Here is a 24,372-nt window from a genome sequence, read left to right as displayed (position 1 = left end):
TCAAAATGAAGTAATAGGGGCAAGTATATAATCAGGCAAAACCCATGAACAAGTATAAGGAAATATTACGAGTCATCCTTGCTATATGCATCATTGTGGTTGGAGTGACACATTTTCTTGTTCCAGGAGAATATGTCAAAATTGTGCCGCCGCAACTACCTTACCCTTTAGGATTAGTTTATCTGAGTGGTTTTTATGAAATTTTGGGTGGTATCGGTTTATTAGTCCCGCCTGTAAGTCAAGCTGCTGCTTGGGGACTTCTTGCTCTTTTTATTGCTGTTTACCCTGCCAATATTTATATGGCGGCTAATCTTATTAAGATTGAACATATACCAAATTCACCTTGGGTACACGTATTCAGACTCCCCTTTCAAGCAGTTTTAATTGCTTGGGCTTGGTGGTACACGAAATCTTATGATGGGGAAAAACAAGCTTCTATTATTCCCAAGTCGCTCATTCCCAAAGAACTAAAATTGAAATAAGTGCGTTTTTTTATATCTGAATTATGCGCGTTACAACTTTGTTTGGGATAACACTCTCGTTAGCAATAGGCATCGGAGGAGTTGCTGTTCCGGTGACTCAAGCGGTTCAGCTTAGAGATGGTACAGTCTACTTTGTCGAACCGCCGAAACTTGTTAAAGCGACAACTACTTACAAAGATGTGAATGTTTGGGGCGGAACTTATTATTTTACTATTAACGTGCCGGAGAATGCTGGAGAATCGCTCCAGAAGGTAACGATCGCACAGAAGGAGGGAGCAGAAAACATCGACTACAAGCTTAAGGATACCCGCGCATTTGTCGGAACTCGCGATGCCAAAGAATCTCGGCTAACACTAGGCTCAGTCACAGCAGAACGCAAGACACGAACTGTTACTGTGAACTTTGATCCACCTGTGACTCCGGGACAGACAGTTACAATCGCCCTCCGCCCTGTGAGTAATCCCAGCTTTTCTGGTGTCTACTTATTGGGTGTCACAGCTTTCCCAGTAGGTGAGAAATCCCACGGACAATTTCTCGGCTTTGGACGGTTTCAGTTTTACAGCAATACAAATAGCTGGTGGTTTCCATAAGTATTACAGCAACTTGTTGCGTTGCGTAGGCGCAGCCCGCCGCAGGCATCGCAAATGCAAATATTTATCCCCAGATTATTTGTAAATTTAAAATAAATCCTGGTAAGATATCTTCTCCTGATAATTGTTGTGGAGATGCTAGTATTTCGATTGGTTTACCAATACGATAGATTTCTACCTGACACATTTTCGGATTAATTAACCAGCCTAATTTAACTCCGTTATCGATATATTCCTGCATTTTCGCTTGCGTTTCTCGCAAACTATCGCTTGGTGACATTAACTCTAAAACAAAATCTGGTGCGATCGGCGGAAACTTTTCTTGTTCTTCGGGTGTGAGTGCATTCCATCTCTCTTTTCTTATCCAAGCTACATCAGGAGAACGGTTTGCACCATTGGGAAGTTTAAAGCAGGTGGAAGAATCGAAGCCAACTCCTAGTTTAGTTTGGCGATTCCAAATCACAAAATCTGCCGCAATTTCAAAATTACGATTTCCTGTTTCTCCGCCTGTAGGTGGCATTATTAGTAGTTTTCCCTCTGCATTCCGTTCAAATTTGACTTCTGGGTTTTCCCGACAGAGTTGATAAAATTGGTTGTCGGTGAGTTGAATGATGGGGTTCAAGTTGACGGTGATAGCTGTCATGGAGATTATCTTGAGGATGACATCAACTTTAGCTAAATTGTAAGCAATTATGAGTCAGAATATCGACGCAGTTAGAATTTCTATTATTATTCCGACTCTTAATGAAGCAGAGAATATCAAAGAGGCAATTGCAACTACTCAAGCCAATACAAATATAGAAGTAATCATAGTAGATGGTGGCTCTCAAGATGATACTGTAGCGATCGCTCAGTCTTTAGGTGTCAAAATTATCTCATCGTCTCCCGGTCGGGCTGTGCAAATGAATACGGGTGCTGTAGCTGCTACGGGCGAGATTCTGCTGTTTCTCCATGCAGATACCTGTTTACCGACTGGGTTTGATGACATGGTTCGCACAGCGCTACAACAGCCTGGGGCTGTAGCTGGTGCATTTAAGTTGCAGATTGATGCATCACTTTTGAGTTTACGATGGGTGGAGTGGGGAATAAATGTGCGATCGCATTTTTACCAAATGCCTTATGGCGACCAAGCAATTTTTTTAACAAAAGCAGTATTTCAGCAAATTGGCGGTTTTCCTGAATTGCCTATCATGGAAGACTTTGAACTCATCCGTCGTTTAAAACGCATCGGACGGATTGTAATTATTCCCACACCAGTTGTTACCTCAGCCCGTAGATGGTTACAAAAGGGAGTGTTCAAAACCACGCTGCTTAATCAAATAGTAATTATTGCTTATTTACTCGGCGTTTCACCTGAGCGAATTTGTCGCTGGTATCGCCGAGAAAAATTTAAGAGAATTTAAGCTGTTTCTAATATAGGTAGTATATCTTAGGGGCATTAGATTTGAGGTGTAAGTTTCAACATTGAGCCTCAGAAGGTCAACGTCGAGCCTCAGAAGGTCAACATTGAGCCTCAGAAGGTCAAAGTTGAGCCTCAGAAGGTCAACATTGAGCCTCAGAAGGTCAAAGTTGAGCCTCAGAAGGTCAACATCGAGCCTCAGAAGGTCAACATCGAGCCTCAGAAGGTCAACATCGAGCCTCAGAAGGTCAACATCGAGCCTCAGAAGGTCAACGTCGAGCCTCAGAAGGTCAACGTCGAGCCTCAGAAGGTCAACGTCGAGCCTCAGAAGGTCAACATCGAGCCTCAAAAGGTGAAACTTATAAAAATGAAGAAGCGTTTGTTAAATTCCAAACTCAAACTACTACTCTTAAGTTGCCTAATTATCACTCTCATAATTGTCGCTAAACAATTCAACTTTCAGGGACTTTTACAAACCTCAGTCATTTGGGTTGAGAGTCTTGGTCTTTTAGGGCCTATCGCTTACATAGTCATTTACAACTTGGCAACATTACTGTTTATACCCGGTTCCCTCTTAACACTCAAAGGCGGTTGTCTGTTTGGAGTATTTTGGGGGTCAATATATGTGCTAATTGCTGCAACAGTCGGAGCAACCTTGGCTTTTATCATTGGACGCTACCTTTCACGGGATTGGGTTTCCCGACAAATGGACAAACATCCTAAATTTAAAGCGATTGATTTAGCAGTTGCTAAAGAGGGATGGAAAATTGTCTTGTTGACTCGTCTCTGTCCCGTTTTTCCTTTCAATTTATTGAATTATGCTTTTGGAGTAACACAGGTTTCCCTCAAAGACTATATATTAGGTTCTTTCGGCATCATTCCCGGTACTTTGATGTACGTTTATATTGGTTCTTTAGCTGGGAATCTTGCCATGATTAACACGTCTTATCAACCAATTACTCCAGAAACTCAAGTCTGGCAATGGGTAATGCGAGTAGTTGGGTTGATTGCTACCGTTGCCGTGACTGTGTATATCACAAAAGTTGCTCAAAAAGCATTAGCTCAAAGTGTGGCAATAGAAGAAATAATAACTCATGAGAAAATTAACAATAATTCAGATATTTAAAAGTATTAATACCAGAAACTTACAGAAGTTTTTTAGGCTAACTGTATTAATATTACTAATATTGGCGAGTGCTTTAGCATTAAATACAGACCCAGCTTTGGCACAAGAATCTACAAATCCAATTTCTTTCAATCCCCAAGCCATTTTACGGGATTCGTTGCAATGGATTGATAGCCTGGGTGCGCTGGGAGCCATAGCTTTTATTGCCCTTTACATTCTCGCTAGCATCGCTTTTTTCCCAGGTTCTATTCTCACTTTGGGGGCTGGTGTGATTTTTGGTGCAGTTTGGGGTTCTCTCTACGTATTTATCGGGGCAACCCTTGGCGCTACTGCTGCCTTCCTTGTCGGACGTTATTTAGCAAGGGGCTGGGTTGCTCGGAAAATCGCAGATAACAAAAAATTTGCCGCCATTGACCAAGCGGTTGGTAGAGAAGGATTAAAAATTGTCCTGTTAACGCGACTGTCCCCAATATTTCCTTTCAATTTATTAAACTATGCCTTTGGCATCACAGGAGTTTCACTTAAAGATTACTTCATCGGCTCTGTAGGCATGATTCCCGGAACCATTATGTACGTTTATATTGGTTCCCTTGCAGGTAATCTTGCCATGATTGGTACTGAAGCTCAACCTACCAACCCAACTTTACAATGGGCAATTCGGATTTTGGGTTTGATTGCTACAGTCGCTGTGACAGTTTATGTCACCCGGATTGCACGCAAAGCTTTAGAAGAGGAATTATAAGGGCGCATAAATTGTACATTTTTACTGTGGTCTATTTAACTGCAAATTGCTCTAAATTATCAATTGTTGAAATGTTTATCCAGGAAAGCTTCAATTGTATCTGTCAATTCCCAAACGCACAAAACAATTCAAAGGCTGTATTCCTTATTAAACAAGCATAAAAAATAAAAGACTGAGCCGCCTAAATTCATTGGTATTCTTAATTCTGAACTTTGAATACTCCCAAAAGGTAGTTGACTTTAGTATTTTCAATTCTTAAAAGAGGTTTTGCTAATGACCAATTCAGATTTAGAGAGAGTTACAGTTCGCCCAACGGATGAGTATAACCAAAAGTTGGTGTCTTACGCTCATCCACCAAATTGGGTTAATCCTCAACCTGCCGATGTTTACGACTTGGTAGTAATTGGGGCTGGTACGGCGGGATTAGTAGTGGCTGCGGGTGCGGCGGGTCTGGATTTGGGTTTAAAAGTGGCGATAATTGAAAAGCATCTCATGGGTGGGGATTGCTTAAATGTTGGTTGCGTACCATCTAAAACGATTATTCGGTCTGCTCGCGTTGTTGGCGAAATTCGGAATGCTCAAAACTTGGGTGTTAATATTCCCCAACATAATATTGATGTTGATTTTCCCAAAGTCATGGCAAGGATGCGGCGGATAAGAGCTGGTATCAGCCCTAATGACTCGGCGGAACGGTTTCAAAACTTGGGTGTCGATGTCTTTTTGGGTAGTGGGCGATTTGCAACTAAAAATACCGTGGAAGTTGGCGACAAAACCCTCCGGTTTAAAAAAGCTGTAATTGCTACTGGCGCAAGAGCCACACAATTGGCGATTCCGGGAATTGAAAAGGCGGGTTATCTAACTAATGAGACGGTTTTTTCCCTAATTCAACGACCGGAACGTTTAGCGGTGATTGGTGGCGGCCCCATTGGTTGCGAATTGGCGCAAGTTTTCCGGCGTTTGGGTTCTGAGGTGATACTTTTCCATAGCGGTTCTCATCTTCTAAATAAAGAAGATGCTGAGGCTGCTGAAATTCTGCAAAAGGTTTTGATTAGCGAAGGAATTCGCGTGGTTCTAAATTCTAAGTTGGAAGAAGTGGTAACTGTTACCGAGGGGAAACGGCTTTACTTTTCCTCCAATGGTCATCGAGATTCGGTGACAGTAGATGAAATTTTAGTCGGTGCGGGGCGATCGCCAAATGTTGAAGGTTTAAATTTAGAATCAGTTGGGGTGGAATACGACAAGCGTCAAGGTGTGAAGGTAAATGATTATCTCCAGACGACGAATCCCAAAATTTATGCAGCTGGCGATATCTGCATGAACTGGAAGTTTACCCATGCTGCTGATGCTGCGGCGCGAATTGTAATTAAAAATACTCTGTTTTCTCCCTTTGGCATAGGACGCTCGAAACTCAGTAGTCTGGTAATGCCGTGGGTAACTTATACTGACCCAGAAATTGCCCATGTAGGCTTGTACGAACACGAGGCGCAGAAATTGGGTATTGAGGTGACGACAATTAACATACCTTTTAGTAGTGTAGACCGAGCGATCGCAGATGGTGAAGAATCAGGATTTCTCAAAATCCACCATAAAAAGGGGTCTGATGAAATTATCGGTGCAACTATTGTCGCCAGTCACGCGGGTGAGATGATCTCAGAAGTCACTACGGCAATGGTGAATAAAATCGGTTTGAGTAAGTTAAGCAGTGTAATTCATCCTTACCCCACTCAAGCCGAAGCGATTAAAAAAGCTGCTGATGCTTATCGTCGAACCCTCCTGACATCAAATACTAAAAAATTGTTGGGATTTTTAACAAAGTTATCTTGAGCAAAATCAGTCAGAATTCAGAATTCAGAATTCAAAATTCTGAATTCTGTTTCGATAATTGTTATCTAAACAGGTAGAAAGCGATCAATCTCACCCCCGGTCAAGTTTGCGTAGTAGAGATTACCATCCTTTCCAGTGGTGATTTGTACAGGGACTCCTAAATTTGGTCTGTCTGCTTGAGAAGCAAACCGCTTAATTGAGACAAGTTTGCCCTGACTATCGAATTTCAAAGCATCAATAGTTCCTTGACTGGAATCACCAACGAATAACGCGCCTTGATAGACTGAGGGAAAAGTACTGCCTGTGTAAAAGTCACCCATAGTAATGGAATTAGAACTAAAATGCTTATAAGTGTAAGCTGGTGCTGTAACAGGTTTCCCACTATTATAGAAGGCTATTGCTGCATCTAAGCTAGAATACTTTGGTTGTTTCAGATTGACGATATTGCCATTTGCATCAAGGCCACCTTCATAGAATGGCCAGCCAAAGTTAGCTCCTGGTTTTCCGATATTGACCTCTTCGTAAGAATCGAAGCCAACATCACCAATTACGGGGGTATTGGTGTTTTTATCAATTGTAAAACGGAAGGGGTTACGCAAACCTAAGTTATAAACTTTGGAACTATTGCTATTAGGATCACCGTTGTAGAAAGGATTACTTGATAAGCCTTGACCAGTAATTGCATCAATCCGCAGGATCTTACCGGAGAGATTATTGACATCCTGAACACGAATTGCTCGCGGATCTATCCCATTGTAAGAAGTGCCATCTCCTAAGCTCACAAACAGAGAACCATCAGTGCCAAAATGCACAGAACCAACTGAGTGAGATTCACTATCGTTAGCTATAAAATTTTGGACATTTTGGACTTTATCGAGATTATTGAGATAATCCTGTAAGCTGGTAAACGGCTTACCAGTATCTTTGTTGAGAATTCCTGATGGTGCGTAGCCAAGTGAGACATTTGTGCTATTTCCATCTGGGCGGCTAATATTCTCCCAAGTGCCATTAGTACCTAGCAGCACAACTTCACTGCCAGCAATAGCAGTAGTGTAATTAGTCTTGGGGTCAGCTTCTACCCTAATTAGCCGTGCAGTCCGATTCCCATTCTGATCGGGATTGTCTAATGTGCTATTGGGATTGTTTTTAGAGTTGTTTGGATTGGTTTCTGGTGGATCGTAGGTATACAACAGGTAAACGTAGTTTTTGGGGTTTGTGGCTTTGCCAAAATCTGGATGTACGGCAATTCCTAAAAGACCGCGATCGCGCGTATCATTAACCTGTCCAGAGATATTGATAAATGGTGTTGATAATAAAGTGCCGTTGTTCAACACTCGCACTACCCCATTTTTCTGGGCAATGAACATGCTCTTACCGTCAGATGTCCAATCAAAAGCTGTAGGTTGATTCAAACCAGAAGCTACAGTCTCTAAAGCAAAGTTACCAGCGTCATCATCAATAATAGTAATAGTTGTCTGTTGAGTATTTAGCTGCACTCCAACTGCGTTACTGAACTTCAAAGTAAATGTTTCATTTACTTCCCCAACGGTGTCATTCTTAAGGACTAGAGAAATGGTCTTGCTGGCTTGTCCTGCTGCAAAGGCCAAGGTTCCAGATACAGCCTGGTAGTCAGATCCAGCTTTAGCAGTCCCATCCAAGGTTATGTAGTCTAGGCTAGCAGCTCCCGAAGTATTACCCCGTGTAACTGTCACCGTAGCAGTACCGTCACCCTCATTAACTACTGGCTGAGTGAAATCCAGGCTGGAGCGATCGTTATCTTGAATCGTAATTCCCAGAGTTCTTTGAAGTCCTAATGTTGCTCCCTCTGTCTGATCGATGACAAAACTAAAGGTTTCATCTGCTTCTGTTAAGGAATCGTCATTGATTGGAATGGATATCTGTCTACTGCCTTGTCCTGGTGCAAAAATAAGTGTTCCAGCGCTTTCGGTGCCTTCACTTCCGTAGTCAGATCCTGCTGTGGCAGTACCAGCTAAGGTTGCATACTTGATTGAAGATGTGCTGCTTAAATCACCAGTTCTCAACAACGTTATGGTAACACTACCAGCACCTTCGTTGACAGTTGTGGAAGATGATCCTAATGTGATAACGGTCTGAATATTTGATGAATATAGTTGTGACTGAGGAATAATTTCTTTGGTCTGAGAGGAACTTGACCAAGACAGTTGAGAAACTGCATCGTATTTATTTTCGTAGTACTCAAGTTTAATATCGTACTTCTGCCCGGCAACCAGTGCGATCGCACCACTGTGTTCTGTGGCAGATTGATTGACAAACTTATTGATGATTTGCTGACCATTGACCCACAGTCGCACACCATCATCACTAGTGGTGTAGAAGTTGTAAGTCTCGCTGTACTTGGCTTCTACCTGACCCGTCCAACGCGCTGAGAAGGTATCTGCACCAATGGATGGATCTGGAGACCCTGCACCCCAGTTAAAGTTGACTGTCGGATCTGTGCGAGTTTGCTTCAAGTTGGTGAAGTCAACGTTGTCGTAGTACTCTGCTTTGAGTCCGTTGCCATTAGCAGGTGTGGTGACATTACTATACAGTTGCGATTGAGGAATGATTTCTTTGGTCTGAGAGGAACTTGACCAAGACAGTTGAGAAACTGCATCGTATTTATTTTCGTAGTACTCAAGTTTAATATCGTACTTCTGCCCGGCAACCAGTGCGATCGCGCCACTGTGTTCTGTGGGAGATTGATTGACAAACTTATTGATGATTTGCTGACCATTGACCCACAGTCGCACACCATCATCACTAGTGGTGTAGAAGTTGTAAGTCTCGCTGTACTTGGCTTCTACCTCACCCGTCCAACGCGCTGAGAAGGTATCTGCACCAATGGATGGATCTGGAGAACCAGCACCCCAGTTAAAGTTGACTGTCGAATCTGTGCGAGTTTGCTTCAAGTTGGTGAAGTCGATGTTGTCGTAGTACTCTGCTTTGAGTCCGTTGCCATTACCAACTCCAACTGTGCTGAAATTACTATACAGTTGCGATTGAGGAATGATTTCTTTGGTCTGAGAGGAACTTGACCAAGACAGGTGAGAAACTGCATCGTATTTATTTTCGTAGTACTCAAGTTTAATATCGTACTTCTGACCTGCAACCAGTGCGATCGCGCCACTGTGTTCTGTGGCAGATTGATTGACAAACTTATTGATGATTTGCTGACCATTAACCCACAGTCGCACACCATCATCACTAGTGGTGTAAAAGTTGTAAGTCTCGCTGTACTTGGCTTCTACCTGACCCGTCCAACGCGCTGAGAAGGTATCTGCACCGATGGATGGATCTGGAGATCCCTCACCCCAGTTAAAGTTGACTGTCGAATCTGTGCGAGTTTGCTTCAAGTTGGTGAAGTCGATGTTGTCGTAGTACTCTGCTTTGAGTCCATTCCCTTGAGATAACACCCGATCAATGCTTTGTAGAGATGATTGAGGACTTATTGGGCTTAAAGATGTTGACAACAGTTGATTTTGTGAATCAGTCATTGAGATATATGCCTCACAATAGTACTAAAAGTAATTCCATAATCAATGTTCAATAATCAGTTTTATATTGAATATTTTCAAAAAATATGTAGCTTTTTTAGGCGTTAATTTATTAACACAAAAGCAATAAGTAACTGATTACTATGTTTTTTAATGTCGATACTATTCCATTCAATCACTGATACATTTTTATGGGTCTACTATTGTTTTAATTTGCTTATCTATACTGTTTATTTGTATTAACCTTAAAATAAAGCAGTATGAAGTTATATATATTGCTTTATATTCTTTAAAAGCAGATATATATAAAAATGTGTATGACAAAAAATACCAGAGATTAATTCAAGGGTGTATTAGCCCTTATAAATCTTTGTTTAATTTGACAGATTTCTGAGTTTTGATTGATGTAAATATAAGTTTGCTGAATTTAATCAAAAATTATAAATCACCTCTCTTTAGAGCTTCTAATCTCACTGACGTGCAGGTGCATGAAGTTAAAGTGAAGCAACCCCAATTGGGCAGATACACATCTAATTAGCTAACGTAATATCCTTACATATTATTACTTAAGTATTTTTATGGGAGCAATTAATTTACCATTTGACAATAGTTTAGGGGTTATGTCTATCTTCTTTATGGAACCTTCTTTAAAGATTCATATTGATTTATACTTTTTAAAGGAATATAAAAGTTTTGATCATATTTAAATAAAAATTACTAATCTCCCGGATGAAGTTTTTGCTTTGTATTTACATAGTTATTAATTACATAAAATTTGCATAAAGAAGGCTTTTAATATTTAAAGATTTGAAAAAGTATTATTTATCTATACTTCATCTTGAGTGTTAATTCATATTTTTATGACGAGATCCAGCAGAGAATAAGCTAATCAGCATTCAAGTTGCATAATTAGGGCAAGCAAGATGCCCACCCACAAGATATTGATAAAGTTTTGATATGCAAATTAGATGTGTTTTAACTTAGTACTAAAGGACTAGCAGAGAATAGTATTAATAGCGAGTGAAGCAAAAAGTTTTGCAAAAGCCTCAGCAGTCATGTATTTAAGTTAGAGAACACAATCTGCTGGAATTAAGAGATTATCGTACTTTTCGAGTAAACCTGTTGTCCGTGGACTATCCAGGGAATAGTTACGCGACAACTTCTCTATATTCGCGCAGCGTGTCGCAGACAGACGCTTTCTTTGCGTAGCACGATTCCCTACCGGGTGCGTTGAACGTAAGGAATTATCAGCGTCTGAAACCCTGATTATTTACTTATTTACAAAAGTTTTCAATTTATTTAAAGTCAGAAAATTACAAGTTTAATCCTGCACATTCCCACTTTCCCCTAGACTAAGGGCAGCAACCTTGTTCAAACTGGCTGAGGAAAGTGGACTTTGACTGAGACCAACAATTTTAACTCTACCATCCAGAATATCTCACGCAGGGAATTGCGAGATTTAGTGCGGACTCAGCTGCAAATGCTCCTGGAAACAGGAGACTTGCAGGGAGCAAAAGCTATTCTCGTGCCTGTGCAGCCTGCGGATATTGCCGAGGCGATTGAGGGTTTGCCAGAAGCGATGCACGCTTTGGCTTTTCGCTTGCTTTCTAAGGATGAGGCTATCGAGGTTTATGAATATCTCGACTACAGTGTTCAAGAACGCTTAATTGAGGAACTTAAAAGTCAGGAAGTCCGCGATATTGTCGATCAAATGTCGCCGGATGACCGAGCTAGGTTATTTGATGAATTACCGGCAAAAGTCGTTAATCGTCTTCTAGAACAACTGAGTCCAGCAGAACGCCAAGCTACAGCCCAACTATTGGGTTATGAAGCTGATACTGCTGGGCGAATCATGACACTAGAGTTAATTTCACTGAAAGAAAACTTTACAGTAGCTCAAGCTCTAGAGCGAATTCGCAACTTAGCTAATGCCAGTGAGATGATTTATTATCTTTATGTCATGGATGGGGCAAGGCGCTTAACGGGGATTGTATCGTTGCGGGAGTTGGTGACTTCTCAGCCTGAGCAAATTATTGGCGAAATTATGACCCGTGATGTGGTGTTTGTCCACACTGATACAGACCAAGAAGAAGTTGCCAGATTAATCCAAAGATATGACTTTCTAGCTGTGCCAGTGGTAGATCGAGAACACCGTCTAGTAGGTATTGTCACCGTCGATGATGTAATTGATATTTTGCAACGCGAAACCACCGAAGATATCTACGCTTTGGGTGGTGGTGTGCAGTCGGGGGGCGACAACTATTTTCAGATGAATTTACTGGAAATTGCTCGGAAGCGGGTTGTATGGTTGTTGGTTTTACTTGTAACCAATACCATTACAGGAACGATTATTAAGTCGCAAGAAGACCTTTTAGCAAAAGTAGTAACACTAACAGCATTTATCCCTTTGCTGACTGGTACTGGTGGTAACGTGGGTGCCCAGTCTTCCACAGTGGTGATTCGCGGGATGAATACCGATGAGATCCGATCGCTTGGTGCATTGCAAGTAATTGGTCGGGAGGCGATCGCAGGAGCATTATTAGGAGGAATGTTAGGTACGATCGCTACTGTCTGGGCTTATTTTCTGCAAGGACAATTAGAAGTAGCGATCGCTGTCGGCACTAGCCTGGTAGCTATTTCTATTTTAGCTTCTATCTCCGGTTCAGCATTGCCGTTTCTATTTCGCTACCTCCGTTTAGATCCGGCATTAATGTCAGCACCATTTATCACCACAGCAGTTGATGTGGTGGGCGTTTTGATTTACTTCAATTTGGCGCGAGCAATTTTAAAATTATGAAGAGAGTCATTAGTCATTGGTCATTAGTGAAGAATAAAATACCAATGACTAACTTTTACAATTCTGATTCGCTATCTGGAGCAACAATTTCGCCAGTACCCAATTGCAGTATCATGTCCTGGTCAGTAATCAATCCGCTAAGTTCTTTTACTTGTAAATTCATTTCTTCACAAGCTTGTCTTAGTTCTTGTGCAAATTTGTTAAGGTCTTGACCATAGCCACATTGATAAGCAGCAGTTTCAATTCCTTGCTTGGCATTTGCTCTAGCGCAATCTACGAGTTCCGTGCCATGCAATGGTGTAGGAGATGCCATAGACGTAGTTATTATTTCTTAAATGTTTGTTGCTAGATAGATTATCAATACTTAAACATTAATTCATCCCTCCAATGGAGGAAAATAAGGATGGAGTTAGGAGTGATTATTTTTTTATCATTAGTCATTTGTCATCTGTCATTTATCTAAAGCGAATAACTAATGACCAATGACTAATGACTAATGACTAACTATTTCACTTAACCATTGACAACATCTCCACCATTGACATGTAACACTTGTCCAGAGACATAAGAACCATCATCAGAGGCTAAATATACGTAGCTAGGAGCAACTTCTTCTGGTTGTCCGGCTCGTTGCATTGGTACTTGTTTACCAAAACTTTCAACTTTCTCTTCGGGAAAAGTTGAGGGAATTAAAGGTGTCCAAATTGGCCCTGGCGCGACAGCATTAACGCGAATTCCTTTTGATACCAAATTTTTTGATAAGGAACGAGTAAAAGCAACGATCGCACCTTTTGTAGAGGAATAATCTAGTAACTGTGGGCTACCTTTATAAGCTGTTACCGATGTGGTATTGACGATACAACTGCCTGGTTGTAAATGCTTGAGTGCAGCTTTAGTCATGAAAAACATCGAGAATATATTAGTGCGGAAAGTTCGCTCTAGTTGTTCTTCGGTGATTTCTTCGATACTTTCTTTTGGATGTTGTTCGGCGGCGTTGTTGATGAGAATATCGAGTTTGCCAAACTCACCAACTGTTTGTTGGATAGCTTGCTGACAAAAACTTTCATTGCCAATATCACCTGCAATGGTTACTGCACGACGCCCTTGTTTTTCTACCAATTGTTTTGTTTCTTTGGCATCGTCGTGTTCATTGAGGTAAAGAATCGCCACATCTGCACCTTCTTTAGCAAATGCGATCGCTACAGCACGACCTATACCACTATCTGCACCCGTAATCAATGCTACTTTATCTTGTAACTTGCCACTACCCCGATATTGGGCATCATCTGATTTGGGTTTTGGCGTCATTTCTGATTCAACACCTGGTGCTTCTTGCTGCTGTGGCGGTTGTAATGTTTGCTCTTTTTTCTCTTTTGATTTAGCCATAGGTTTTGTCTCGCTAATTTAAATTGAATGTAATTAGATGTTGCAAAAAGCCGTTTCCAGTCATCTAGTGCCCATTTCAAAAGTAAACCTTGGATCGAAACTTCAACCCAAGGTTTATTTTTTGCTTTGGCTCCCACTAGCCATTTGCAACTTTAGGCGTTTATAGCTTCGATGCTCACCAAACGTACTTATGACTGGCAATTGTACGCGGCTGACATTATTTCTCCTCACACCTGACACACGCTCTTTACCTGACCACGAAAAATAAGTAGACAACTCTCATGCAATAAAGGATTTATCGTTCTCATCTGCTTTTAAATTAGCTATTATGTTGCTGTACTTTATCGCTCCATAGAGGTAAAACAAGCTGAAATCTGCTCAACCTTAAGACGTAAAATAAATTAAATAAATCAGAGTTACTAAATTAGTCTATAATCGTTTGCTTTGCCTCAATATTGAGGCATTTTCGCTAAATGAAAATCAAGATTTATACTTTCTCACTTCGTGGTTGCAAAAATACTTACTTCAATACCATTGATTTTTGTTAATGTTAATATTTATTTAGACTGATATCTGCATAATTGTCTTCTTACAGACTAAATTGCTTGCACAAGTATCTGATGACTAGTTTGCATAATAGCCCAAAAGCCTGCATGGTGCGCTACATTGAGATTATTAGAGGGTAGGGGTTATGGCAATACTAAATATTTCTGAGTCAGAGCAGGTTGAAAAGTTTCACCACTTACAATTAAGCCTGAGCGATCGCTGGAAAACAAGCGAGTCATTTGATAATAATGAAGCGGATATTTTAATTATTCCCTCCCTGAGTCTCGACCAGCGTGAACTCCAAAAGATCGAAGGCTGCGAACATTATGAAGAAAGATTACTATTTTCCTTAATTCGGTTGCAAAATCCCCGGACTCGGCTAGTTTATGTAACATCAGTACCGTTGCATCCTAGTATCATTGATTATTATCTGCAACTGTTGCCAGGAATTCCCTTTTCTCATGCTCGCAACCGTTTGCTGCTACTTTCTACTTACGATTCCTCGCTTAAACCTCTGAGTCAAAAGATTTTAGAACGCCCCCGCCTGCTAAAGCGGATTCATCAAGCTTTGAGGCTAGATAAATCATTTATGATTTGCTACAACTCTTCGCACTGGGAAGGCGAATTGTCTGTAAAATTGGGTGTACCACTCTATGCTGCCGCACCAGATTTACAGATTTGGGGGACAAAAAGTGGCAGTCGGCAAATCTTCGCCGAAAGTGGAGTACCGCATCCAGATGGCAGCGAAAAAATTTGGAACCATACAGATTTAGCAGAAGCTACCAGTGATTTGTGGGAACGGCAACCGACATTAAAACGGGTAGTGGTAAAACTCAACGAAGGCATTTCTGGAGAAGGGAATGCGCTGCTAGATTTTAGACCGATTGAGAATTTAGCACCCGATAAAGGGACTCATGCCGAAAGGGTAGCAGCAATTAGCGATCGCTTTTCAACACTGCGCTTTCAAGCAAAAAAAGAGACATGGGACAATTTTTCCGGAAGAATCCCTGAGTTGGGAGCAATTGTCGAAGCATTTGTGGAAGGGGAAATTAAGCGATCGCCCAGCGTCCAAGGACGGATCACACCCCAGGGCGAAGTGGAAATCCTTTCAACCCACGACCAAATTCTCGGAGGCCCAGACGGTCAAATTTATCTTGGTTGTAGCTTTCCGGCTGATGAAAGATACCGATTGCAATTACAGCAATTGGGGTTACAAGTTGGGAGAAAGTTAGCAGAAAAAGGCACTTTAGAGCGATTTGGTGTAGATTTTATCGCCGTTGACAAAGGTAATGGTGAGTGGGATATTCAGGCAATCGAAATTAACCTGCGTAAAGGCGGTACAACTCATCCATTCATGACCTTGAAATTATTAACGAATGGTCGCTATGACCTTTCCACGGGATTATTTTATAGTCAGCAAGGTCGTCCAAAATATTACATTGCCACTGATAATCTGCAAAAAGAGCGCTATCAAGGATTATTACCTAATGATTTGATGGATATTATTGCTCATCACAGACTGCACTTTGACAGTGGTACAGAAACGGGTACAGTGTTTCATCTGATGGGTTGCCTTTCGCAGTTTGGCAAGTTGGGATTAACCAGTATCGGAGATTCTCCACAACAAGCACAAGATATTTATAACAAAGTCGTCAAAGTTCTGGATGAAGAAACCCGCAGCGAAAATCGTAATTTATCGGCGATTTCAGATTATTCCTTTCCCGTAGCTTGGGACGAACATAGTTAAGGTTCGAGTCATTAGTCATTGGTACTAATAACTTTGGAGGTGGGAGGAATAGCCGATTTTCTTTGACGGTATTTAAGTTAGCACAACTTGAAGCGTATCTTGCGAATCTAACTGCAACTTTGAGTGAGCATTGCCGCTATTAATGGCAATTTCTACCCAGCCGTGACTACCTACTAAAGCTATTATCTCTCCCACTTTGACATCACTATAAGTTTCACAGCCTGGTATACTCAACCCCGCAGCTTGCACAGACCAAGTTTTGCCTTGTACGAAACTTCCTGAAATGTTGCTCACTAAGTTGCCAAAGTGGTCAATATATTGAATACAACCCACTACACCAGTGGTTGTTTGCTGGCACTCGCCTATATCCAGTTTTACCAAACTTGCTGGATCAATTTCTTGTCCTAGCTCTTTAAGAGAGACACCACTAGCAAGATTAGCTCCCACTGGTGCAAAGATATCTCTACCGTGAAAAGTCTTGCTTGGTTGAGGAGTTCGCCAATAGTTAAGATTTGTAAGTTCAACGGCTGCGATCGCCGGACTTTGACTCAGTACCCCGCTAAAGATACCATTATCTGGGCCGACGAGAAACCCTTGAGCAAATTCTACTGCGATCGCTCGTCGCTTGCTTCCTACACCTGGATCTACTACTGCCACATGCACTGTACCAACAGGGAAATAGGGATAAGCATTCATCAGGGAAAACCTGGCTGCGGCTATATCTTGCGGCGGAATTTGGTGCGTTAAATCTACTACCGTAAGTCTGGGGTTGATTTGGGCTATGACACCCTTCATTATGCCTACATAAACATCGCGATCGCCAAAATCGCTTAGTAAAGTTAGGAGTGGTTGTTGACTTGTCTGCTTCTTAGGCATATTTTTGCTAAAATATATATTAATTTAGAATATTCTGTAGCAACAGCTACAGAATATGTGTTATGTTAAGAATGCAAGACATAAAGCAAAAAATTAAAGAAGGTAATCACTATGAATCAAAATAGACTACAAAGTGGCAGGAAAGCACAAGAAGCCCATAGAGAGAATATTCAAAAAAGCCTAGAGCATCGCTTGCAAGTAGCCAGAGCAAAGGGCGACGAACAGCTGATTCGTCAACTGGAAGCTGAAATGAGGTATTCCAGCTAAATCAAGTTTTCAATGTTCTTAGTTTGTTGTGTAACCCGCTATGGCGGGTTTTTTTTGTTTTGAGGAGGTTTCCTGGTAATTTTGCTCTTACAGCGTTTTTCAATTAATTGAATTACCCTACTCCTCATCCTCACCTCATACTTCTGGCTCAACACCCAAGGCTCGTAACTGTGCCGCCAAGCGTTCAGCTCGTTGCAGAGCAGTTTCTTTAGCTTCTCGCTCTTGTTCAGCTCGTAAGCATTCTTGTTCGGCTCGTAAACGTTCTTGTTCGGCTCGTTCTGCACCAGTAGGAATTACATTACCCGTAGCGTCACACCACCTCAGCCAAACATCCCGCTTACCTTCATAGGCACCTTCCCACAAACATAAACCTAGCTCAACTTCAGTCAGCCATTGCTCACTCATGGGTATATATTGCCGCCCACGCAACTCGTACATCTGTAGAACTTCACCACCAAGTTGTCGAGTTGGATCAAAGATAATGTAGTACATTACCCGCATCCTGGCATACTCTAAGATTTTTCGTCCTGTTTCATTGCCTTCTCGATTTGAAACAATTTCAATCACCACCTCTGGCGGTTTACCAAAATCCCAGAAGAAATAAGAGCGATGCCGTCTTTCCCACCAGTTATCAGCTACTTGTACATCCAGGCTCAAAAATACATCAGGCACAATCGGCGGTTGTTTGTTACTGGGAAACAACCCCACATTGGCAGCCACAAGAAACCCTTGGGCATTACTAGGCCCGTTCCAAGAACTGTAAAGTGTCTCTGTCAGCAGGCGTTGTTGTTTTTCAGATGGCAGATTATCCAAGGGTTCATCGTCCTCTGTCACCAGATGACTAACATCTGGTAACAAATCTTCTGGTAATAAGCCAGTGTCTGTCAAGATGATAGATTCACTCATAAGGAATTCTGGGGCTAGCAGCTTAATTCTATTGTGGCAGCAGCATTAATCCCTTTCATCCTACCAGTAGATTTTCTACACTTATATGTTGTCGTCGTAGTTGCTACCTGAATAATCCTAGCCTATTGCGATCGCCACTGTAATGCATTAGAAATTTTTACATAGCTAATTTCTGGCGGTTGCTGCAAAGGCGAAACCCACCGATACCAGCAAAAAGCTCTAAGGCTTTGAGTTTGTTGTCATGCCACTATTGCAACCGCAAAGCATAATGGTAAAACTCTTCATTCTTAATGTAATCCTGCGTTTCATAGAGTTTTTGCGCGGTTATGTTAGAAATTTGAGTAGCTAAAATTACTCTAACGGCTCCACTTTCTTTGGCGTATTCTTCTGCAACACTCATCAATAATTTTGCAATTCCCCTGCGGCGATGTGACTCTTCTACATACAAATCGTTCAATATCCATACTCGTTTCATCGACACTGAAGAAAAGCTGGGATAAAGCTGAGTAAATCCGACTAATTCCCCATTGTCATTAGCTGCAAACACTACCGATTCATTATTGTTGAAACGTTCTTTGAGAAACTCCTTAGCAGCTTCAAGATTTGATGGCTGATTGTAAAAAACTCGATATCGATCAAATAATACTGAAACAGCTTCAAGATGATTAATATTAGCTAAGATAACTTCCATTGAGTGCCCTAATCACTTCAATGCACTTTACACCTAATACTACTTAGTTAAGTGAAATAGAAGGTAAAATTAAAAAAATATGTTCGTGTTTTTTTAAGGAGAAAAGCAAGCTTTGATAATTGAACTTATTTTTTATTTTTGAGACTGTTGTACAAATCAACCCAGTGTTGTCGAAGAGAATCAATGTATGATTGCAAGTAATTGGTGGGCATTGCCCACCTTACTTAGACAATTTATTAGTTAACTAAGACTTTGGTTTATAAGTCGAAGCAACGTGCAATTCTTTCAACTGTTTCGCATCTACACTCGAAGGCGCATCTGTTAACAAACAACGTGCTTGTTGTGTCTTCGGAAAAGCAATCACATCTCGAATAGATTCTTCGCCAGCTAGCAACATCACCAAACGATCTAAACCGTAGGCGATGCCACCATGCGGTGGTGTACCATATTCAAATGCTTCTAAGAGAAAGCCAAATTTACTTTGTGCTTCTTCAGGAGATAAACCGATCGCTTCAAACACCTGCTGTTGAACTTCTCGCTGATAAATCCGCAGACTTCCGCCGCCAACTTCTACGCCGTTGAGTACCAAGTCGTAAGCTTGGGCGCGTGCAGTTTTTAAGTCGCTCAAATCATCAGGATGGGGTGCTGTAAACGGGTGGTGCAGTGCTTCTAGACGCTTTTCGTCAGCATTCCACTCGAACATGGGGAAATCTGTAATCCAGAGTAAGTTGATTTTTTCTGGATCAATTAAGTTAAATTCTTTAGCGATCGCTTGCCGTAATCTATCTAATGTCTTATTAACTGTAGCAGCATCACCAGCCCCAAACAATAGCAAATGTCCAGCTTTTGCACCTGTACGGCGTAAAATTTCTTCTTTTTGTTCAGCGCTGAGGTTGTCTTTAATCGCGCCAATGGTGTCAATTTCGCCATCATCTCTGACGCGGATATAAGCTAAACCTTTAGCACCGGCTTCGCTGGCTTCTTTAAATAAATCACCGCCTGGTTTAATGCGGACATTAGAAATTACATCGTTACCGTTGGGAATGGGTAGGATTTTGACGATACCACCATTAGTAACAGTGTCCCGAAAGACTTTGAAACCAGAGTCTTTGACAATATCTGAGACATCGACTAATTCCAAACCATAGCGTGTATCTGGTTTATCACTCCCGTAGCGTTCCATCCCCTCAGCGTAAGTGAGACGGGGGAAAGGACGCTGTAACTCAATTCCTTTAACTGTTTTGAAGATATGGCAAACTAAGTTTTCATTCAGTTCGATAATTTCTTCTTGGGACATGAAGCTCATTTCCATGTCCAACTGAGTGAATTCTGGTTGTCTGTCGGCGCGTAAATCTTCATCGCGGAAGCAACGGGCAATTTGATAATATCTATCTAAGCCGGATACCATCAGCAATTGTTTAAATAGCTGGGGTGATTGCGGCAAAGCATACCATTCACCAGGATTGACGCGACTGGGTAGAACATAATCCCTCGCTCCTTCTGGGGTAGAACGGGTAAGTATTGGGGTTTCGACTTCGATAAAACCTTCCAAATCTTCTAGATAACGACGCATGGCTTTGACAATTTGATGACGCAGTTGCAAATTTTGCGCCATGCGTTCGCGTCGCAAATCCAAATAGCGATATTTCAGCCGCAAGTCTTCCCGCACTGTCTCGGTGTCAGCAATGGAAACTTGGAAAGGTAACTGTTTGCGAACAGCATTGAGGAGTTGAATTTTATCGGCGTAGATTTCCACCTCGCCTGTTGGGATGCGGGTATTCAACGATTCTTCGGGACGCTGTGTTACCCTACCAGTGATTTCGACAACATATTCATTTCGCAGGGCGTTCGCCTGCTCATAAGAATCTGGGGTGCGTTGCGGATCACTGACGATTTGGACAATTCCAGAGCGATCGCGTAAATCTAAAAATATCACACCACCGTGATCGCGGCGACGGTCTATCCATCCGTAAAAGGTAACAGTTTCTCCAATATGTTCTTTTCGGAGTTCGCCGCAATAGTGAGTTCGCATAAGTCTTAGTTATTGTTTCCGGGCTAGATTGGCAAGCAAATGTCAAAGCTTTCCCATTATCTAGCATCAATAGTAATTGTAGTAGTTCTAGTTGAAGAAAAAATGGAATAATTTCACACTACATAATAGGAGAATCCATGACTCAGAAGGGTAAGTTTTACCTATTTTTACAATAGTTCCCAGAATTCATCACGGCTGATCTGACAGTCAGGGAGTATCTGTGCTAACAAACCAGAACCTATTGTTTCACCAGAATGCACTGGAACAACAGTTCGACCACCATCACTGTGTATCAAAAATGGTGACTACCTCGGATTCTTGCTACCTCAAAACCTGCTTTTTTTAAAGCTGTAATTAGGGACATCCAAGAATTAAATTACTCAATTTCTACATCCAACGTCAATAGAGGCAAGGGAGCGGGGAGTAGGGTCGGGGATAGCGAACGCGAGTGCGTCTCCAATAGTTGCGTTAGCGGGTACTCCCGCGTCGGAGTCGCCAGTTAATGAATAGACCTCTTGCATAAGTCGAATAGACCCCCCTTAATCCCCCCGATATAAAGGGGGGAAACTTAAAATCTTGCGCCCTCCCCGATGTGTTGGGGAGGGTTGGGGAGGGGTGATTCAAGGATTTTTGCAAGAGGTCTAATAATTAAATTAGTAAGCAGAACTTGAAGCACCGCAATTAGTGAGTAATGTTGCGAAGTAGACCGCTCCTATAAGTTCGGGAACTGCTCCCATAAGTCCGGGAGCCGCTCCCATAAGTCCGGGAACTGCTCCCATAAGTCCGGGAACTGCTCCCATAAGTTCGGGAACTGCTCCCATAAGTCCGGGAACTGCTCCCATAAGTTCGGGAGCCGCTCCCATAAGTTCGGGAACTGCTCCCATAAGTCCGGGAGCCGCTCCCATAAGTCCGGGAACTGCTCCCATAAGTCCGGGAACTGCTCCCATAAGTTCGGGAGCCGCTCCCATAAGTCCGGGAACTGCTCCCATAAGTTCGGGAGCCGCTCCCATAAGTCCGGGAGCCGCTCCCATAAGTCCGGGAACTGCTACCAGTTGCAATAATATTGATAACGACAGCTTAAATATGGTGTGCAGCAAGTTGTTGAAATGCCGACGGTGCTGGAATATCTCCGAGGTGCTGGCGTATCACCTCGGCACTTACCAGCGACACTGAGTAAGTAATCATACCCCAAGGCAAACTTATCTCAAGTCCTATTGGCTATCAATTTCATCTCAAAGTCTGGTTCCTTATGTAATCAAAATATGAGTATCGATAGTGGCTAGGCCCCCATCATTAAAGACGTTGACTAAATCATCTTTCCCATCTGCGTTAAAATCGCCGACTAGCCATTTTTGAGTATCCCCAAACCCGCCTTGCCCAGTTGCCCATCGCTGGCTACCAAAACTCTCACCATTAGATAAGTGAGTATCAATACTGGCTAGACCCCCACCATCATTGAAGACGTTGACTAAATCATCTTTCCCATCTGCGTTAAAATCGCCGACTAGCCATTTTTGAGTATCCCAAAATCCGCCTTGCCCAGTTGCCCATCGCTGGATATCAAAACTCTCACCATTAGATAAGTGAGTATCAATACTGGCTAGACCTCCATCATTGAAGATGTTGACTAAATCATCTTTCCCGTCTGCGTTAAAATCGCCGACTAGCCATTTTTGAGTATCCCAAAACCCGCCTTGCCCAGTTGCCCATCGCTGGCTATCAAAACTCTCACCATTAGATAAGTGAGTATCAATACTGGCTAGACCCCCACCATCATTGAAGACGTTGACTAAATCATCTTTCCCGTCTGCGTTAAAATCGCCGACTAGCCATTTTTGAGTATCCCAAAACCTGCCTTGCCCAGTTGCCCATCGCTGGATACCAAAACTCTCACCATTAGATAAGTGAGTATCGATATTAGCTAGACCTCCATCATTAAAGACGTTGACTAAATCATCTTTCCCGTCTGCGTTAAAATCGCCGCCTAGCCATTTTTGAGTATCCCAAAACCCGCCTTGCCCAGTTGCCCATCGCTGGATACCAAAACTCCCACCATTAGATAAGTGAGTATCGATACTAGCTAGACCCCCACCATCATTGAAGACGTTGACTAAATCATCTTTTCCATCTGCGTTAAAATCGCCGACTAGCCATTTTTGAGTATCCCAAAACCCGCCTTGCCCAGTTGCCCATCGCTGGATATTAGAAAAGTTTAAAGTACCACTAATAAAGTACTGCCCCAAACTGCCGTAATCCGTGTAGCCAGTTGAAAGAGGATTTTCTTTTCCTATACCATCAATTTTGAGGTAATAATTTCCAGCAACGACATTTGTTGTAATACTTGCAGATAGTAAATCTGTTGGATTGGACGATGCAATTAAGGTACCAGCAGAATTGTATAGCTCTGCCAAAATGTCTAAGTTTGGCCCTCGACTAAAAGGATTCACTATCAAGCTAATCAGACCAGTATCTGTAACAAAACTATAAAAATCTATATCTGTATTGCGCTCAATGATGCCACTATCACTGATAGACGTACCAGAAATTGTTAGTGGCTTTGCTGCCGCAATTGCATCACCACAATCATCGGCTCGGTAGGTGAACCCATTTTGGGTCGTAATAATTTGCAAATCATCCTCAGTATTGTTAGCAGAAGCATACTCGCCTTTACTCCACTGGGTTAGCTCCTGGTAATACCCCGCAAATCCCATGATCGGTGCCCAGCTAGTCTCTCCACTACCATGTCCTTCGTAGTATTCTTCATCGGGGGTTATTCGTCCATCATGCTCGAATCCTAGCGTATGACCTACTTCATGAGAGATAGTCTCAGCCGTCTCCTTCTCATCACCGTTGATCGTATTTTTAGCAAAAACAAAGGCAGGAGTATCACTATTCCAGTTGAAAGAACCAAATTTGGCGACTCCTTCGAGTCCTTTACCATACCAATCGTAACTGCTACCGCCGATCGCAACACGCACCCCCCAGCGAGTATCATTACTGCCGCTCTTAATCAAATCGTTAATATCTGCTGGAGCCTGCGTTGTGACATTAACATTAAACGGACTGAAATCCTCAACGACGCGCTGCCAGATATACTGAATTGTTTCAAGTTCAGCCGAGCTAAAGGATGCTGTATTGCCGTCGAAGTCGAAGGCAGGGGTGATAATGTTAGCCGGACGTTCACTTGTGTTCCAGGAAGTACCAGAGGTGATATTGCCGTCGAAATCTAAATAAATTGTCTGATTAGCTCCTAGTAAGCTGTTGAGGAAGAAAGTTTTAGACAGGTCTAAAGAAGCTGATACTGACATGTAATTTCATCCTTAAAGGAAACCTCTATTAATTTCTCGATATCAAGCAGATAACTTTACGTGTTTTCCTATGCAATCTTTACAAAAAGTTAGAATCTGCTCTCACCGATACTGGAAATATTTGCATGGGCACAGATG

At 42.1% G+C, this 24,372-nt stretch carries 21 protein-coding genes; 9 read left to right on the top strand and 12 right to left on the bottom strand.

Annotated elements, in window-relative coordinates:
- Window positions 1-44 precede the first annotated feature (44 nt).
- Window positions 45-482, top strand: a complete 438-nt coding sequence (locus LC608_RS14185; protein WP_229554163.1) for a DoxX family protein — start codon at window positions 45-47, stop codon at window positions 480-482.
- A gap of 23 nt (window positions 483-505) precedes the next feature.
- Entirely contained in the window at window positions 506-1,072 is a 567-nt protein-coding gene (locus LC608_RS14180) for a DUF2808 domain-containing protein (protein ID WP_229554162.1), read from the top strand.
- 64 nt (window positions 1,073-1,136) lie between these two features.
- On the opposite strand, the gene LC608_RS14175 is transcribed toward LC608_RS14180, so the two are convergent.
- On the bottom strand, window positions 1,137-1,715 hold the full coding sequence (locus tag LC608_RS14175; RefSeq protein WP_229554161.1) for a Uma2 family endonuclease: 579 nt from the start codon (window positions 1,713-1,715) through the stop codon (window positions 1,137-1,139).
- 49 nt (window positions 1,716-1,764) lie between these two features.
- Between LC608_RS14175 and LC608_RS14170 the strand changes: the two genes are divergently transcribed.
- Window positions 1,765-2,475: a TIGR04283 family arsenosugar biosynthesis glycosyltransferase gene (locus LC608_RS14170; protein WP_229554160.1), complete on the top strand. Its 711-nt coding sequence runs from the start codon at window positions 1,765-1,767 to the stop codon at window positions 2,473-2,475.
- Here LC608_RS14170 and LC608_RS14165 read toward each other — a convergent pair.
- The gene (locus tag LC608_RS14165; protein ID WP_229554159.1) at window positions 2,422-2,820 is read right to left on the bottom strand and encodes a hypothetical protein; all 399 of its coding nucleotides are present in this window, start codon (window positions 2,818-2,820) and stop codon (window positions 2,422-2,424) included. The genes LC608_RS14170 and LC608_RS14165 overlap by 54 nt on opposite strands.
- Window positions 2,821-2,838: 18 nt before the next feature.
- On the opposite strand from LC608_RS14165, the gene LC608_RS14160 reads away from it, so the two are divergent.
- The 3 genes from LC608_RS14160 to LC608_RS14150 all read left to right on the top strand — a co-directional run bounded on the left by LC608_RS14160 (window position 2,839) and on the right by LC608_RS14150 (window position 6,163).
- Entirely contained in the window at window positions 2,839-3,597 is a 759-nt protein-coding gene (locus LC608_RS14160; protein WP_229554158.1) for a TVP38/TMEM64 family protein, read from the top strand.
- Entirely contained in the window at window positions 3,566-4,339 is a 774-nt protein-coding gene (locus LC608_RS14155; RefSeq protein ID WP_229554157.1) for a TVP38/TMEM64 family protein, read from the top strand. Before LC608_RS14160 ends, LC608_RS14155 begins: the two co-directional genes overlap by 32 nt.
- A gap of 273 nt (window positions 4,340-4,612) precedes the next feature.
- Window positions 4,613-6,163 (top strand): mercuric reductase, encoded by a 1,551-nt coding sequence (locus LC608_RS14150; protein ID WP_229554156.1) that lies wholly within the window; start codon window positions 4,613-4,615, stop codon window positions 6,161-6,163.
- Window positions 6,164-6,228: 65 nt separating this feature from the next.
- Here the strand turns inward: LC608_RS14150 and LC608_RS14145 are convergent, their stop codons facing one another.
- A complete protein-coding gene (locus LC608_RS14145; protein WP_229554155.1) occupies window positions 6,229-9,678 on the bottom strand; it encodes a PA14 domain-containing protein in 3,450 nt (1,149 codons plus the stop codon).
- 1,396 nt (window positions 9,679-11,074) lie between these two features.
- Between LC608_RS14145 and mgtE the strand changes: the two genes are divergently transcribed.
- Window positions 11,075-12,475 (top strand): magnesium transporter, encoded by a 1,401-nt coding sequence (mgtE, locus tag LC608_RS14140; RefSeq protein WP_229554154.1) that lies wholly within the window; start codon window positions 11,075-11,077, stop codon window positions 12,473-12,475.
- Window positions 12,476-12,530: 55 nt separating this feature from the next.
- Here mgtE and LC608_RS14135 read toward each other — a convergent pair whose 3' ends face one another.
- Complete coding sequence (locus LC608_RS14135) at window positions 12,531-12,788, bottom strand: hypothetical protein (RefSeq protein WP_229554153.1); 258 nt, start codon at window positions 12,786-12,788, stop codon at window positions 12,531-12,533.
- Window positions 12,789-12,988: 200 nt separating this feature from the next.
- Window positions 12,989-13,861 (bottom strand): SDR family oxidoreductase, encoded by an 873-nt coding sequence (locus LC608_RS14130; protein WP_229554152.1) that lies wholly within the window; start codon window positions 13,859-13,861, stop codon window positions 12,989-12,991.
- Window positions 13,862-14,552: 691 nt separating this feature from the next.
- Here LC608_RS14130 and LC608_RS14125 point away from each other — a divergent pair.
- Window positions 14,553-16,154 carry a peptide ligase PGM1-related protein gene (locus tag LC608_RS14125; RefSeq protein WP_229554151.1) on the top strand — a complete coding sequence of 534 codons (1,602 nt, stop codon included), beginning with the start codon at window positions 14,553-14,555 and terminating at the stop codon, window positions 16,152-16,154.
- Between the two features lie 72 nt (window positions 16,155-16,226).
- On the opposite strand, the gene LC608_RS14120 is transcribed toward LC608_RS14125, so the two are convergent.
- On the bottom strand, window positions 16,227-17,030 hold the full coding sequence (locus LC608_RS14120) for an S-adenosyl-l-methionine hydroxide adenosyltransferase family protein (RefSeq protein WP_229554150.1): 804 nt from the start codon (window positions 17,028-17,030) through the stop codon (window positions 16,227-16,229).
- A 111-nt stretch (window positions 17,031-17,141) separates the two neighbouring features.
- Here LC608_RS14120 and LC608_RS14115 point away from each other — a divergent pair, with 111 nt between their 5' ends.
- Complete coding sequence (locus LC608_RS14115; protein ID WP_167755997.1) at window positions 17,142-17,297, top strand: hypothetical protein; 156 nt, start codon at window positions 17,142-17,144, stop codon at window positions 17,295-17,297.
- A 135-nt stretch (window positions 17,298-17,432) separates the two neighbouring features.
- On the opposite strand, the gene LC608_RS14110 is transcribed toward LC608_RS14115, so the two are convergent.
- The 6 genes from LC608_RS14110 to LC608_RS14090 form a co-directional block, all read right to left on the bottom strand.
- A complete protein-coding gene (locus tag LC608_RS14110; RefSeq protein WP_229554149.1) occupies window positions 17,433-18,203 on the bottom strand; it encodes a Uma2 family endonuclease in 771 nt (256 codons plus the stop codon).
- A gap of 247 nt (window positions 18,204-18,450) precedes the next feature.
- The gene (locus LC608_RS14105; protein WP_229554148.1) at window positions 18,451-18,894 is read right to left on the bottom strand and encodes a GNAT family N-acetyltransferase; all 444 of its coding nucleotides are present in this window, start codon (window positions 18,892-18,894) and stop codon (window positions 18,451-18,453) included.
- A 244-nt stretch (window positions 18,895-19,138) separates the two neighbouring features.
- Window positions 19,139-20,926, bottom strand: a complete 1,788-nt coding sequence (aspS, locus tag LC608_RS14100; protein WP_229554147.1) for an aspartate--tRNA ligase — start codon at window positions 20,924-20,926, stop codon at window positions 19,139-19,141.
- A 292-nt stretch (window positions 20,927-21,218) separates the two neighbouring features.
- A complete protein-coding gene (locus LC608_RS37545; RefSeq protein WP_374108401.1) occupies window positions 21,219-21,290 on the bottom strand; it encodes a hypothetical protein in 72 nt (23 codons plus the stop codon).
- A 289-nt stretch (window positions 21,291-21,579) separates the two neighbouring features.
- Window positions 21,580-22,023, bottom strand: coding sequence for a hypothetical protein (locus LC608_RS14095; RefSeq protein ID WP_229554146.1), 444 nt, complete (start codon window positions 22,021-22,023; stop codon window positions 21,580-21,582).
- A gap of 150 nt (window positions 22,024-22,173) precedes the next feature.
- Window positions 22,174-24,234: a hypothetical protein gene (locus LC608_RS14090; RefSeq protein WP_229554145.1), complete on the bottom strand. Its 2,061-nt coding sequence runs from the start codon at window positions 24,232-24,234 to the stop codon at window positions 22,174-22,176.
- Between the last annotated feature and the right edge of the window lie 138 nt (window positions 24,235-24,372).

Origin of the sequence: Nostoc sp. XA010 (assembly GCF_020829625.1) — a bacterium.
Classification (GTDB): Bacteria; Cyanobacteriota; Cyanobacteriia; order Cyanobacteriales; family Nostocaceae; genus Nostoc.
Note: the sequence above shows the minus strand (reverse complement) of the source record. Positions and strands in the feature narration are given on the sequence as shown.